The following is a 13,844-nucleotide window of genomic DNA, read 5'->3' on the forward strand; positions in this document are numbered from 1 at the left end:
CTGCAAGATCAGGCAGACGGAGACACGCCGGTTGCGGCTCGGTTCGTCGGCGTGTTCGGGGCGGATTCCGCCGGAGCCGTCAGCGTTCGTCCTCGCGGCTGTCCTGAGCGCCTGCGGGAGCGTCGGCGGCGCGGCGTCGGCGTAGGTGCCATATGACGGCCGCGGTCACGACGGCGAGTGCCAACACCACGGCGATGCCCCGGCCGGCCAGGCCCTCGACGCGCGTGTAGGCGGCACCCGCGAAGTAGCCGAGCAGAGTGAAACCAACGCCCCAGGCCAGGCCGCCGAGGGCGTTGTAGAACAGGAAACGGCGGTAGGGCATCCGGGACACGCCGGCCAGCGCGGGCATCATCGCGCGGAAGAACGCGACGAAGCGGCCGAAGAAGACCGCCACGGGACCACGGCGGCGGATCATCTCCTGCGCTTTCCCGACGCGGTCGGCATGGCGGTTCAGGGCACGGGTGCCGAGGATGCGTGGGCCCACGTGGCGCCCGACCTCGTAGCCGACGCTGTCGCCTGCGATCGCGGCCAGGACCACGACGAGGGCGAGCCACCACACCGACACCTTGCCCTGACTGGCCAGGACGCCGCCGATGACCACTGCCGTCTCACCGGGCAGCACGAAGCCGAAGAACAGGGCGTCCTCGGCGAAGACGAGGGCGGCCACGACGGCGTAGACCACCGGTCCGGACAGCCCGCTGAGCCAGTCGGTGATGGTGTGCATGCACCCATCCTCCTCTCACGCCCGGCGGGGCCCGGCGCGGCGGGCGCCGATCGGACGACGGCGACCGGACGAAACCCTACAAGGTGTAGTAGCTCGGGTGGGAGTCGTCGTTCCGTCGTCCGGGCTCCGTCACCACGCCATCCGCTCGTCGTACGGCGGCCACTTTCGGTTCTGCGTCGCGGTCGGGAAAGGGAAGTTGCGGTGTTCCTGGCGGCGATCGCTCTCGGACTCGCGCCGCGCACACGTCGCTGATCCAGCCGCACGATCTGGCCGTGGACCGTACGATCCAGACCGACACCCGCACAGCCTTCGGTCGAGCACGGCAGCTGCGCGGCCCCGGCCACAACCTCCGGGGACGAGGCTGCTGTCAACACTGCAGGTGTGGGGCGCGCCGGTGCCCACGGTTCACCCAGGCAGCCGTGGGGCGGCTGTGCCCCGGTCAACCATGGCCGCGGGCGCCGGTCGCCGCCGATGCTGGTCCTTCTGGCTGGCGCCAGGGTGGGATCTCGTCGTGTTTCGGTTCTCCGCTGGGCAGGGACAGCAGCAGTCCGAGGGGGTAGAGGCGGCTGAAACGGATGGCGGCTGCGGCGACACCGCAGAGCACGAAGACGGCGATCAGGTGCCAGGCGATGCCGAGCGCGATGCAGGCGAATGCCAGACCCACGACGCCGGCCAGCAGGAGGACCAGACCACAGGTGGTGACCAGCAGCCTCCGGAGGCGTTTCTTACGGCCGCGTGCTTGCTCCCAGGTGGCGTCGGAGCGGGTCAGGATGTCGACGAGCGCTTTGGCGTAGACCACGTTGAGGAATTGGTCGAAGAGCACTTCCGGCACGATCGCAACGGCGAGCAGGAGGGCCTTCCACCCGCCGCGTTTGACTGCCCAGACGCGTTCGAAGGCCGCGAAGCCGGTGACCGTGGCCCAGAACCACGGCACTCCGGGGAACCCTTTGGTGACGGTGTAGTACCCCAGGACGGTGAGGAAGAAGGGCACGAAGGCCGCGCTCAGATAGGTGAGCGCCTGCCGGCACGCGTAGGGCAGTATGGCGCGGGTGAGGCCGTAGGCCCTGAGGTTGTCCAGGGCGCCGCGTTGCCACCGTAGCCGCTGGTAGTAGAGCCGGGACCAGGTGGGCATGAGTTCGGTGCCGACGATGCAGGCGCAGGGGGACACACAGCGGTATCCGAGGTGTTTGAGCGCAAGGGTCAGTTCGTTGTCCTCGGTCAGCGACTCCACGTCGTAGACGTCGTTTCCCCGGGGCAGGGTGTTCTCGGTGCGGGCTCGGTGGACGTGGCGCAGGCCCCTGGCCTGATAGAGGGAGGCGGTGCCGGTCAGGACGTCGGCACGGCCGCGGCGGCGGTGGAGTTCGCGTGCGTAGCGCACGTACTCGTTGTCCTGGAGGTGGCAGACCAGACCGTGCAGGGGGTAGCCGAAGAAGATGGCGCCTACGCCCCCTACGGGTGGGAGACCGGGTTCTTGCTCGTGCAGGCGGCGGGCTGCCCTGGCGATGAACTCGGGGGACAAGGAGGTGTCGGAGTCCATGATCATGACGGCGTCGTCGTCGGACAGCCGTGGCAGTAATTCGTCCAGGACCTGGTTGAGGGCACCGGCCTTGGCCTGCGTGTTCCCGACCGATTCAACGACCCTCGCGCCGTGGGCCGCGCTGATCTGAGCGGTGCGGTCCGTGCATCGGTCGGCGACGACGATGACCTCGTCCGCGGGTCTGGTCTGGGCCGCGAGCGACTGGAGGGTTTCGGCGATGAGCGCTTCTTCGTCGTGGGCGGGGACCAGCACGACGATCCGTCCAGGACCGGCACGGCGAAGGTCGGGTATGTGTCCCGGCTGGGTCAGACCCCTGGCGGTCAGGTCTCTGCGCTGACGTACGAACGCAGGCCCCCAGGCCTCTTTGCGCGTCTCCCCCCGCGTCGGCCGGCCCACCAGTGACACCTCGACTCTCGGTGGCGCCCATCAGCGAGGCGGACTTCCGCGACGCAGCCTGCGGTGAGGAGGATCGGGTTCCTGCTCCTGAGTGGCGCCGGGTTGCTTGATGATGGCGGCAGCGGCGGATCCCGGCGTCGATGAGGCGGCTGTCGTCGTCGGGGCGCCGCGGCAGTCGCCCGCTCCAGGGCCTGATCCGGACCGCCGCCCGGCTCTGTTCGCCGGGAAGGACGGTGGTTGCCCTACAGTCGATTCTCCCCGGTCAGGGCCGCCCGGCAAGTGGATCACTGCGGTCAGGCATCGTTCCTGCCGGTCAGAATCCCTTGACGAACTCGAGTACGTACCACTTGCTCGTGGTGGCGTTGTAGATCGCGGTGAGGAAGTCCCGTTTGTTGGCCGTGGTCGTGAGGGTGACGGTGGGGATGGTGGAGCCCTTGACGAAGGCCGAACTGAGGGTGAGGGTGCGGTTTCCGGTGGCGTCCTGGATGAGTTCCCAGGTGATGCGTTGGCCGTTGGTGGGGTTGGTCGGTGTGCCCAGGGTTCTGTTGCCCTGGAGGGTGACGCGGAAGAGGGTGCCGAGTGCCGCGTTGGTGGCGATGGTGGGAGCGTCGGTGAGTGTGACCGGGGCGGGGTTGACCTTGGCGTCGACGTAGTCCTTGCGCGTCAGTTGGTCGGCCGATGTCGGCGCGGTGCCGGAGGAGACGCTGCCTTCGTAGAAGGCGGAGTCCGCGCCGTAGACGAACCCGGTGGCGACGGTGCCGCCGGCGGTGTCGTTGATGACGTTGGTGCTGCCCGCCAGCGACAGGGGTTTCACGTTGCTGCAGTCGCCGAGGGTGGCCGAGCAGCCGGAGTCGACCTTGACCGAGTTGACGGCCGTGCCGGTGGGTGAGTTCTCGGCGAATCCGAGGATGCTGACCCCTCGGGCGCCGCCGGTGACCCAGATGCTGACGTTGGGGCTGTTGTAGGTGAAGGAGTCGAACAGGCCCACGCCGATCGCTGCGTTGATCTTCCAGCTGTAACCGTCGTATCCGGTGCCGCGGTTGACTGCGGATTCAGCGCCGCATCCGGTGAAGCTGATGCCCTGGCTTCCGATGCCGGTCACCTCGTAGCCGATGCCGCAGTGGTCCGCGGCGCAGCCGACGAAGGAACAGTAGGCCATCGTGTCGAGACGGAAGCCGGCGTTGGTGACGATGTCGGCGTAGCAGGAGATGAACGAGCAGCTCGTCCCCGCCGCACCTCCGGAGACGCCGTGAATGTCCCAGCCGTGATTTCCGTTGTTGGCCGACGTCACTCCGGTGAACGTGGACACGATCGGGTTGGACAGCTCGATTCCGGTGTTGCCGAAGAACTTCACCGTCATCCGGGAGAACGACAGCGAGACGGTCGCGGGGTTCGCCGATCGCGCCAGCAGGATCCCCTTACCGCTGCCGCTGCCCGGCCCCTGGACGGTGAGATCCCGGATGGTCAGCCTCGTGATGTCCGAGCCGGTGAGGCCGTTGGCCGTGGTGCTGCTCTGCGCGATCACCGACGAGCCATCGCTGACACCCTGGAGAACCAGGTTGGAGCGAGTCACCAAAGCGGAGGAGATCTTGTAGGTGCCCGCGGGGAAGACGACAGTTCCGCCGGATGAGGGCACCGCATTGATCGCGGACTGGATTGCGGTGGTGTCATCGGTGACGCCATTGGCGGTCGCACCGTAGTCCAGGACATTGAACCAGTAACTGGTGGCCATGATGGTCTCCGTCGCTTGCATCGTCGACGAGGGGTGCTGAGCCGGGACAGGGGAACACCGGATTCGCTACTCGGCCCGGAAGAGGCGATCAGAGTGATCGCAACCGAGGCTTCAAGGAGGCCGCCCCCGGCAGAGCAGCCCGTTCTCCGGGAGCGGCCCCGTGATCGGCTGTCAGGGGCGGCCGAGGGGTGCGATCGCCGAGCCGCCGTCCGATTACGCTGCAGATGCGAATGATTACGACACGACAGCGTACTGACTCCGGAACGACCCGTGAAGTGCTCACATGTCGCTACATGCGTCCTTCGGTCTGGTGATCGACGACGCGGTGTCGCGTTCGGCGTTGCCCGGTGGTCAGGTCGAACGTCCTGGCCGCCGGGCCGTCGCGGAGGGATCTGGGAACGGGGCCGACACCCGTTCCCCCGATCCGCGGACGCACATCACAACACTGCGGATCGCCACGTGGGCAAGGCTGTCCGACGGCCTCGCCACAGCGACCTGCCAAGACGTCCATCAACTTCAGATCGCGAAGCCTCCGTCGACGCTGATCGTGGTTCCGGTGATGTAGCGGGCGTCCCTGCTGGTCAGGTAGGTGACGGTGGCAGCGATGTCGTCCTCCGCCTCCCAGGCGACCCCGTGTCCTGGCTCGCCTGTGCTGTGGCGTTTCCATGCGGCCCTTGGTTCGTTGGCAGGTGTGGGGCATCCATGTGGCCTGCCTCGGGGGTGAGGGAGAGGGGGCGTTGATGGAGGCAGAGGGAGTCCATCATTCCTACGGCGTTCGGCGGGTATTGCGCGGTATCGATGTCGCGCTGCCCGCGGGGTCGGTGGTGGGCATCGTCGGCGAGAACGGGGCGGGCAAGTCGACGCTGTTGAAGATCCTTTCGGGGGAGCTCCGGCCGGACCGGGGCGTGGTCCGGCACGGTGGGCGGTTCGGGTACTGCCCTCAGCAGGTGGTGCTCAACGACGTGTTCACGGTGCGTCAGCATCTGGAGCTCTTCGCTGCGGCTTATGACGTTCCGGATCTGCGGCGGGCGGAGGAGGTCATGGTGATCCTGGGTTTCGCCCAGTACGCCGGGGCCCTGGTGGGGACGCTCAGTGGCGGCACGCGGCAGAAGCTGAATCTGACGCTCGCGGTGATGCACGACCCGCGGGTGCTGCTGCTGGACGAGCCGTACCAGGGGTTCGACTGGGAGACGTACCTGCGTTTCTGGGATCTGGTCGGGGACCTGCGTGCGGCCGGCCGATCGGTTCTCGTCGTCTCGCATCTGGCCTACGACACCGATCGGCTCGATCAGGTGTGGCGGTTGCGGGACGGTGTGCTGCACGGACGGCAGGAGGAGGTGCGGTGAGGCGAGGGGTGCGGCTGTTCAAGACCGCCACGCGTTATGGCCTGGTGGAGCACGCCAGGAACCGGTTCGCGATGCTGCTCGTGGCGGTGTTCCTTCCTGTGTGGGTCGTCATGACGGGCTGGGCTGTCGCCAAGGAGCCGGTGCGGTTCCGGCTGCACAGCACCAGTCACGTGTTGACCGCCGACGGTGACAAGATCACCCAGATCACCGGGGCGCTGAACGGGGTCACGCTGATCATCGGATTCATGATGTTCGCGGCGACGTTCAGCAATGGGGCATTCGACCGCCGTCTGTCCATGGCCGGGTTTCCCCGGGTTCCGCTGGGGCTGGCGAAGGTCGCCTGCCTGGTCATCGCGTCGGTGGCCGTCTGTTCGTACGCCACCGCGGTCATCTGCTGCTTCTGGTCGCCCCGGCAGCCCGTGCTGCTCGGCGCGGCGCTGTTCGGCACGGCGATGACCTACGGCGCGCTGGGCGTCGCCCTCGGCACGCTCCTGCGCCGCGAGGTGGAGGGCATGTTCGCCATTGTGATGATCAGTGTCGTGGACCTGGGCTTGCAGAATCCCCTCGCCAGCGGAGCGGACAGCGGCATGGTGCGCTGGCTGCCCTCATACGGTGCCATGCAGGCTGCGACGGCCGCAGGCTTCTCCACCACCGTGCCCGCCGTGGACTTCGCCGTCCAGCTGGCCTGGTTCACCGCCGGCGCCCTCATTGGCCTGCTTGCCTTCCATCGGCGTACCCGGTCTGCGCTGACAGCCGCTGCGCGGATTGGCCGGCAGGCGGATGCCGACCCGGTGCCGTTCGGTAAGGCGGCGAATCCATGAGGGCGGTGTCCCTGTGCAAACAGCCCGCACAGGGACACCGTGTTTCTGCAGCCCCCGGGACTAACGGGTGGACGGGGCCGGGGCGGCAGGCCGGCTGATCTCACGACGCAGACGCTCCAGGTCCGGTCCCGCGGCCGTGGTCTTCGGCTGGTACCTTTCGGACTCGTCCTGCCGCAGATCGAAGAACAGTTTCAACATGTCGTAGATCGCCGCATACCGGTCACCCCGGCCGGAGAGGCCGGGCAACGTGCGGAAGAGCACGGGCACGTACTTGTATACCGCGTTGAATTGGGCACGTTTCTCCGCCACTTGGCGCTCCACCCGCTCGATGGCTTCCGCGCGGCTGCACCCCATCTCGTGACGGATCGCCCTGACCAGGTTGTAGGGGACCTGCTCAGCCTCGTCCTGGTCCACGCCCGCCAGGTCGTTCTCGGCGAAGACGACGAAGAAGCCGAGGTCCTCAAGTCGTCGGACCAGGCGGTGGCTGCGCACCGCCGCTGGCATCTCCCGGTCCTGCACGATCTCCGAGCACGCCAGGCCGACCTCGAAGCCACCGGTCGACCTCCGCAGCGGCAGCCAGTCCGCTGGTGAGGGGATGTAGCCGCTGATGCGGTGGCGTGCCTCACGCTCGCAGGCGTGGAGCCATTCCTCGATGTTGTCGAGCAATGCCTCCTGCCATCGCACAGTCCTGCCTTTACACAGGCGTGGCCACAACCGCGCCCAGGACGTCGGGATCGCGCCGTGCGTCCACGGTGCGCCCGGGGACTGGCGCAATGTCGCCACCAGCCCTTCCCTCAGCGCGGTGACAGCGCGCGGGTCCGTCAGCTGCGGATCCTCGAACAGGTCGTCCCACACACCGAACAGCATGCCCAACGCTGCGCTGGTCTTCCTCCTTTCGAAGAGGTCGTCGTCATTGCCGTCGGCGTTGCCGGCCTCATCCGCCACCCGAGGAAGGATCCGCTCAATCATCGACAGAGCGCCCGACAGCCGGTGATGGTCAGCCTCGGCCGGGGTGGCGGCGATGCCGGTCTCCACGAGCCAGCCCTTCAGCCACCTCGTGACCTGCTCGGCGTGCGCGCTGTTCTGGGGCTGAGGGGCCTGCCGGACCTGGTGGGGGATAACCGCGGGACGGGAAGCAGTGGGCCGGTCGAGTACGGCCCGAGCGTAGGCCGTCAGACCATCGAGCGCACAAGAGTGATCGGGAAGGCGGGAAAGCTGATCAGCGGCCTCGGTCATGTGTGCGTCGGCCACCGCCTGCGCCTCCTGCACGGCCCCGGAGGCGACAACGAGGTCCCGGGCACGTGCGGCTTCCTCCTGTGTCATCTCCTTGCCCAAAAGGCGGCCGAGGTCGCGGTCGCGGGAAACCGCGCGGATCACAGGCAGGGTGTAGACACCCTCGGACAGATCGGTGTTGACGGGCTTGCCCAACTCCTCAACGGTTGACGTCAGATCGAGAATGTCATCGCGTAACTGATAGGCGTGCCCGAACTGCCAGCCGAACCCGGCCAGCGCCTCCTCCCAGTCATCCTGTCGACCACGGCCCCCGCTCGCCTGCATCGCCCCCAGCCGGCAGGCCAGGGCGAACAACTGCGCCGTCTTGCCGGCGATCGCGTCGAGGTAGGCCTGTTCGCTGCGCGAGGCCGCATACAGGTCGGCCGCCTCCATCACCATGCCGGCGCACATCCGTTCGTTCGCCATCGTTCCCTCGACGACTTCGCGCTGACCAAGCTGCGCCAGCATGTTCAGGCCGGTGAGCATCACGCAGTCCCCGGCGAGGATGGCCAGGTGGTCACCCCATACCGCGTTGGCGCTGGGGCGGCCGCGGCGCTCGTGAGCGTGGTCCACGACGTCATCGTGGTAGAGCGCGCCCAGGTGCAGCATCTCGACGGCTGCGGCGGCGCGCACTGCCCGGTCATCGGCCGGCCTCGAAGGATCCGTCAGAACGTAGTACGAGAGCAGAGCAAGGGTGGGACGGACCAGGCCGCGGGACGTACCGGGCCCTTCCTGTGTGAGCGCGTCGAGTTCGGGCCTGCCCTGGATACGCACCGGTCCCAGAGCGTCACGGACCCTGTCCAAGTCCGCCTCCAGACACGGAAAAGCAGCAGGGTCAATCCCAGAAGGTGGCATTGTGCGCTCCTGACACTGGTCGGTGTTCACCGAGCGCGAGGACAGCCGACACGCAGCAGCAGAACGTCGCAGTACCCGCTCCCCGTGGTGACCCCTCCACGCCTCGCAGCCAGGAAACAGGAGACTGTCGCCGTACGCGTCCTTTCCTGCGCTAAACCACCTAATCGCATGAGCTGTCCGCTCTGTGGGTGGTGATCGCCATCGCACCGACAGAGATGACTACCCGCCCGAGAAGGTCGCCTTCCAGATGCGCACGCCGATCTGGTGCCGCGGCCAAGCCTCGCAGGTTGGGGACGCCTGCCGTCAGGTGATCGATCAGCTGCTGGAGGTCAATGCCCTCTACCGGCTCCGGGCCGCCCAGGGCATGCTCGGACCGCGCAAGAGGTACGGCGTCGTCTCCTGGTGCCAGACGCAGCGCGTCCAGCGGCGCGGTCCAGGAACTGCGGCTCGTCTCCAGCGCGCAGATCACCGAGTACGGTCAGCCGGGAACGGGAATGTGCTGGTCCTACCAGCGACGGTTCCACCAGCGACCGGACCGGGCCGTCCGCGCAACACGGCGTCCGCCAGCTCGAACAATGCGTCCGCACGCCTGGCCGGACAGGAGTAGAACTCGGCCCGGAAGCGTGACAGTTCCGCAAACGGATCTGCCGGACGACGTGATGCGGCCGACTCATCCCCACGGCCTTCGTGCTGAGCGTGGTGTGTTCCTTGGTCGGATCACATGCTCAGCCGAAGGCCGCCTGCGTGTACGGCAGTTACCACTCCGAGTGATCAAGTGCGAGGAGTCGTTCGGACCCGAGGTCAAAGATCAAGCCAGTGCCCGCTTGCATCTGGTGGCCTGCCTCGCGCACCTCGGCCCGGTGCCCGGCCGGGCGGGCGTGCGGGACGGCGAACGGCGCACCGAACCGGTCGTCTGAGCGGCCGTCGGGTCGCGGGGTGGACCGCTCGCCAAAGCGGCAGTGGATCGACCGGCCGTGCGGATACATCGCGCCCGCGAACATCGAGTCGATCTCGGCGGCGGCCTCCGCGAGGCTGCCGCAGCACAGTGTGAGGAGCAGGCCGCCCGCGATCAGCGGCAGGCGCCACGGGTGCCGGGGCGGGGTCAGCAGGGCCTTGACCCGGCGCGGCACCGGGCCCCCGTCGGCGGCCAGGACCCCACGGCGACGGCGGGCGCCGGAGGTGGCGAGGGCCGCCCGGGCGACGGCGCGGGCCACCACCGTTCGGTCCCCGGTCGTTGCCGCGGCCTCCTCGTCGGCCCAGCGTTCCAGGACGAAGGCGCCGGAGGAGGCGAGGGGGCGCAGGAGTGGGTTCACGGCGGCCGCGAGACGCCAGGTGATCAGGAAGACGTGGTGGCGGTGGCGCAGATGGGCGCGTTCGTGGGCCAGCAGGGCTTGCCGTTCGGCGTCGTCGAGGGCGCGCAGCATGCCGCGGGAGATCACGATCCGGCCCGGGGCCCCGGGCAGCGCGTACGCCTCCGGCACCGGGTCGTCGATCACGGTGAGTTCGCCGTCGGGCAGCCGTCGGCCGTCGCGACGCGCCTGCAGCAGCCCTCGCAGTTGCCTGTGCGCACAGACGCCCAGCGCGACAGCGCTCGTGGCCAGGGCCAGTCCACCGGCCACGGCCACCGTCAGCCACACCGGGTCCTCTGCCCGGAGCGCGCTGACGGACCACGGCCCCTGCTCGGCGACCTCGGGTATCTGCCCCACTCCGGTGAACGCCAGCAGCGCCAGGGCTCCGACCCACCCCGCGGCCGTCACCAACGCGGCGCTGGTCAGCGCCCAGGCCGCCGGGCGCGGCGGGAGACGGGGTGCCAGCCAGGGGGCGAACACGGCGAGCAGCGCGCTCACCACGAAGGGGACGTAGACGCTGAACCGCACCGGTTCACGACTCCCTGGGCTCGCCGTGGCCACCCAGCAGCCGCTGCAGCAGCCGCTCGTCGTCCGCCGACAACTCGTCGACGAAGCGGGACAGGACGGCCTCGCGGTCCGAGCCCTGTTCGAGGAGCGAGCGCATCTGCCCGGCGGTGTGTGTGGCCTCGTCCCGCGCCGGTGCGAAGGCGTAACCGCGGCCCGACTTGCGCCGGGTGACCAGGCCCTTGTCCACCAGGCGGGACAGGATCGTCAGCACCGTGGTGTACGCCAGGTCTCCGGGCAGCCGTTCATTGACCTGGGCGGCTGTCAGCGGGCTGTCCGCTGCCCACAGGGCTCCGAGCACGTCGCTCTCCAGCTCCCCGGGAGCCCGCCTGCGGCCGTCGGCCTCGCCCTGGTTGTCGCCAGCCATGCCGTCACGCGCCTTCCTCGTTCCCCGACACCTCGCCGCCTGCGTTCGGCGGCCGGCTGTCGGCCGAACGGCGGGGCCCAAATCTACTACGCCGTGTAGAAGAATGACCGGCCGGCCTCCCGATCGAGCTACTACATGCTGTAGAGCTCTATCTACTACATGTTGTAGAGTCTGGCTTCCGCCCCGCGCCGTCCCAGCGCACGAGGTGTGCTCGCTGACGTCATGGAGGTTGATCGTTCGTGCCGTACCCCAGCAGTTCGGTGCACTTGGCGGACGGCCGGTGGGACCCGACGGGTCCGCCGCCAGCGAGGCGACCGACGGCCGTGTCCGGTGGTGTCCTGCCCCATCCCCGGCAGCCGGACCGGTTCGGTCGCATCGTGATCGTCTCGGCGAGTGTGGGAGCCGGACACGACGGTGCCGCCGCCGAGCTCTCCGACCGCCTCGCGGCACACGGCTGCACGGTGGACCGGCTCGACTTCCTCGACCTGCTGCCGGCCCACATCGGCAGGGCGGCCAGCAGCGGTTACCACCGGATGCTGATCCACGCCCCCGCCGCCTACCAGCGGATCTATGCCGCCACCGACCGGGCGGGCGGCAGCGGCCCGGGAGTGCGGGCCCTGCTGCGCAGCGCGGAGCAGCGGATCATGCGGGCACTGCCCTCGGACACCCGCGCGGTGGTGTCCACCTACCCCGGCGCCAGTCAGGTCCTCGGAGCGCTGCGGCTCAGGGGCCGGCTCACGATCCCCGCGATCACCTACCTCACCGACTTCTCCGTGCACCCGCTGTGGGTCGCGCGAGGTATCGACCTCCACCTCGCCGCCCACCCCGTCCCTGCCGAGCAGGCCCGGGCCCGCGGCGCCGCCCGCGTCCTGGCGACCGGCCCGCTCGTGGCCCAGCGCTTCGGACCGGCCACCGACCGGGAGCGGGCGCAGGCCCGCGCCCGCTTCGGGCTGCCCGCGGCGGCGCCGCTGGCGCTCCTGGTCGCCGGGTCCTGGGGTGTCGGCCCCGTCGAACAGGTGGCCCGCGAGATCCGGGACAGCGGCGTCGCGGTACCGGTCGTCGTCTGCGGCCGCAACCAGGCCCTGTCCGGGCGACTGCGGGCAGCGGGCATCGAGCACGCGTACGGCTGGGTGGCGGACATGCCCGGCCTGATGCACGCGGCGGACGTCCTCGTCCAGAACGCCGGCGGGCTCACCTCGCTTGAGGCGTTGGCCGCCGGCCTGCCGGTGGCCAGCTACGGCTGCATACCGGGCCACGGCCAGACCAACGCCGCCGCCCTGCACGAGGCCGGCCTCGCCACCTGGATACGCGAACCCGCCGACCTCACGACCGTCCTGACCGAGTTGCTGGACGGCCCGCTCGGCGACCGCCAGCGCGCCGCCGGTCTCGCCCTGTTCGCCACCGCCCCGGGCGGCGGACCGGTGGCCGCGATCCTCCGGGCCTGCGGAGTCGGCGCCGCGGGCCCGGACCCCGCCCCCGGCGCTCCGCCCTCGTCCAGCCGTACGACCGTCCGCCACGAGCGCCGCGCCGTGCGACGGATCGTCGCCACCGGCACCTTGGCCACCGTGCTGTGGGGCACCGCCGTAGGCACGGGCATCGCCGCCACCCACAGCGGAGGAAGCGTCCTGCAGGCCATCGACCACGGTCTGGACCAGGTGAGACTCGACCGGCCCCCGGACGCACACCACCGCTCCACGGCCGACGGAGACAACCGGTGATCACCGCACGTACCACCCGCGTGCTCGCCGGTGTCGCGCTGCCCGCCCTCACCCTCGCGTACGCCGCCCCGGTCGTCTCCACCGTCGGGCCGCTGCGCAACCGCCTCATGCCCCGGCTGGCGGGACGTGGCCGCAGCGAGCACGTCGCTCTGACCTTCGACGACGGCCCCGACCCGCTGTCCACCCCGTTCTTCCTCCGTCTCCTGGACGCGCGCGGGATCCGCGCCACCTTCTTCCTCCTCGGCTCCGCGGCCTCGCGCAGCCCTGGCCTCGTAGCGGAGCTGGCCGCCGCCGGGCACGAGATCGCCCTCCACGGCTGGACGCACCGGCCACTGCTGCTGCGCGGCCCCCGCTCCACCTACGGCGACCTCGCCCGCGCCCGTGACACCGTCGGCGACCTCACCGGACGCCCGCCGCTGCTCTTCCGGCCCCCTTACGGCGTGATGACCACCGGTGCCCACCTCGCCGCCCGCCGGCTCGGCCTCACCCCGACGCTGTGGACCTGCTGGGGCGAGGACTGGACGGCCCGGGCCACGCCCGACTCCGTCCACCGCTCGGTCACCGGGGACCTCGACGGCGGCGGCACGATCCTCCTCCACGACTCCGACTGCACGTCCGCCCCGGGCTCTTGGCACAACACCCTCGGCGCCCTGCCCCGGATCCTCGACACCTGCGAGGAGCGCGGCCTGACCGTCGGGCCCCTGCGTGACCACGGCGTGGGCGGGGTGGGCGGTCAGCCCTTCGCCGGGCGACCGGCCCCTGTCCGCCTCACCCCCGAGGAAGGCGGGCCGCGTGAGCGTGATCAGCGTCAACCCCGGCTGCCGTACGCGCAGTGGGGGAGAGGCTGACGCAATGCCCCGGTCCCCGTGGCCCTCGTCGGAGGTGTCGCCCTCCGGACCGCGCCTGCCCGGCGGCTGCCGCGAGCCGCACCAGGTGTTCCCGCTCCGCTCGGCCCGCTCGGCGCGCGCCGCCTGGCTGTCGGCGTACAACCGCCGCCCGCGCAGCGGGAAGGCGGTGAACCACACGCCGGTCGTGAGGCCCCGGCAGACCAGCAGATCCTCAGCCGATGTGACGAACCGGCCGATCCCCGTACTCGGCACGTCGGACTCCGGCAAGGAGCACGGCGTCTCACACAGCGGGGGGTTGGGGAGGGCAGAGGTGAG

At 69.8% G+C, this 13,844-nt stretch carries 10 protein-coding genes and 1 pseudogene; 4 read left to right on the plus strand and 7 right to left on the minus strand.

All coding sequences use genetic code 11. From position 1 onward, the window contains the following. Nucleotides 1-79: 79 nt before the first annotated feature. From AC07AZ_RS34610 to AC07AZ_RS34620, 3 genes are all read right to left on the minus strand, one after another. Nucleotides 80-724 carry a DedA family protein gene (locus tag AC07AZ_RS34610; protein ID WP_478854703.1) on the minus strand — a complete coding sequence of 215 codons (645 nt, stop codon included), beginning with the start codon at nucleotides 722-724 and terminating at the stop codon, nucleotides 80-82. A 439-nt stretch (nucleotides 725-1,163) separates the two neighbouring features. Next, nucleotides 1,164-2,666 carry a glycosyltransferase family 2 protein gene (locus AC07AZ_RS34615; RefSeq protein ID WP_478854704.1) on the minus strand — a complete coding sequence of 501 codons (1,503 nt, stop codon included), beginning with the start codon at nucleotides 2,664-2,666 and terminating at the stop codon, nucleotides 1,164-1,166. Between the two features lie 304 nt (nucleotides 2,667-2,970). Continuing rightward, nucleotides 2,971-4,389: a glycosyl hydrolase family 28-related protein gene (locus AC07AZ_RS34620; RefSeq protein ID WP_478854705.1), complete on the minus strand. Its 1,419-nt coding sequence runs from the start codon at nucleotides 4,387-4,389 to the stop codon at nucleotides 2,971-2,973. Between the two features lie 740 nt (nucleotides 4,390-5,129). Between AC07AZ_RS34620 and AC07AZ_RS34625 the strand changes: the two genes are divergently transcribed. Further along, nucleotides 5,130-5,735: an ABC transporter ATP-binding protein gene (locus tag AC07AZ_RS34625; RefSeq protein ID WP_478854706.1), complete on the plus strand. Its 606-nt coding sequence runs from the start codon at nucleotides 5,130-5,132 to the stop codon at nucleotides 5,733-5,735. Nucleotides 5,736-5,743: 8 nt separating this feature from the next. Further along, the gene (locus tag AC07AZ_RS34630) at nucleotides 5,744-6,556 is read left to right on the plus strand and encodes an ABC transporter permease (RefSeq protein ID WP_478854707.1); all 813 of its coding nucleotides are present in this window, start codon (nucleotides 5,744-5,746) and stop codon (nucleotides 6,554-6,556) included. A 60-nt stretch (nucleotides 6,557-6,616) separates the two neighbouring features. On the opposite strand, the gene AC07AZ_RS34635 is transcribed toward AC07AZ_RS34630, so the two are convergent. The 4 genes and pseudogenes from AC07AZ_RS34635 to AC07AZ_RS34650 all read right to left on the minus strand — a co-directional run bounded on the left by AC07AZ_RS34635 (nucleotide 6,617) and on the right by AC07AZ_RS34650 (nucleotide 10,963). Continuing rightward, nucleotides 6,617-8,602 carry a polyprenyl synthetase family protein gene (locus AC07AZ_RS34635; protein ID WP_478854708.1) on the minus strand — a complete coding sequence of 662 codons (1,986 nt, stop codon included), beginning with the start codon at nucleotides 8,600-8,602 and terminating at the stop codon, nucleotides 6,617-6,619. A gap of 472 nt (nucleotides 8,603-9,074) precedes the next feature. Beyond that, nucleotides 9,075-9,357 (minus strand): annotated as a pseudogene (locus AC07AZ_RS34640) (NF041680 family putative transposase); the annotation flags it as partial. 81 nt (nucleotides 9,358-9,438) lie between these two features. Beyond that, a complete protein-coding gene (locus tag AC07AZ_RS34645) occupies nucleotides 9,439-10,560 on the minus strand; it encodes a M56 family metallopeptidase (RefSeq protein ID WP_478854709.1) in 1,122 nt (373 codons plus the stop codon). Nucleotides 10,561-10,564: 4 nt separating this feature from the next. After that, on the minus strand, nucleotides 10,565-10,963 hold the full coding sequence (locus tag AC07AZ_RS34650) for a BlaI/MecI/CopY family transcriptional regulator (RefSeq protein ID WP_478854710.1): 399 nt from the start codon (nucleotides 10,961-10,963) through the stop codon (nucleotides 10,565-10,567). A 323-nt stretch (nucleotides 10,964-11,286) separates the two neighbouring features. On the opposite strand from AC07AZ_RS34650, the gene AC07AZ_RS34655 reads away from it, so the two are divergent. Both AC07AZ_RS34655 and AC07AZ_RS34660 read left to right on the plus strand, forming a co-directional pair. Then, nucleotides 11,287-12,681 (plus strand): MGDG synthase family glycosyltransferase, encoded by a 1,395-nt coding sequence (locus tag AC07AZ_RS34655; protein ID WP_478854711.1) that lies wholly within the window; start codon nucleotides 11,287-11,289, stop codon nucleotides 12,679-12,681. After that, nucleotides 12,678-13,529, plus strand: coding sequence for a polysaccharide deacetylase family protein (locus tag AC07AZ_RS34660; protein ID WP_478854712.1), 852 nt, complete (start codon nucleotides 12,678-12,680; stop codon nucleotides 13,527-13,529). Before AC07AZ_RS34655 ends, AC07AZ_RS34660 begins: the two co-directional genes overlap by 4 nt. Nucleotides 13,530-13,844 lie beyond the last annotated feature (315 nt).

This window comes from Streptomyces sp. NPDC043878 (assembly GCF_056435735.1).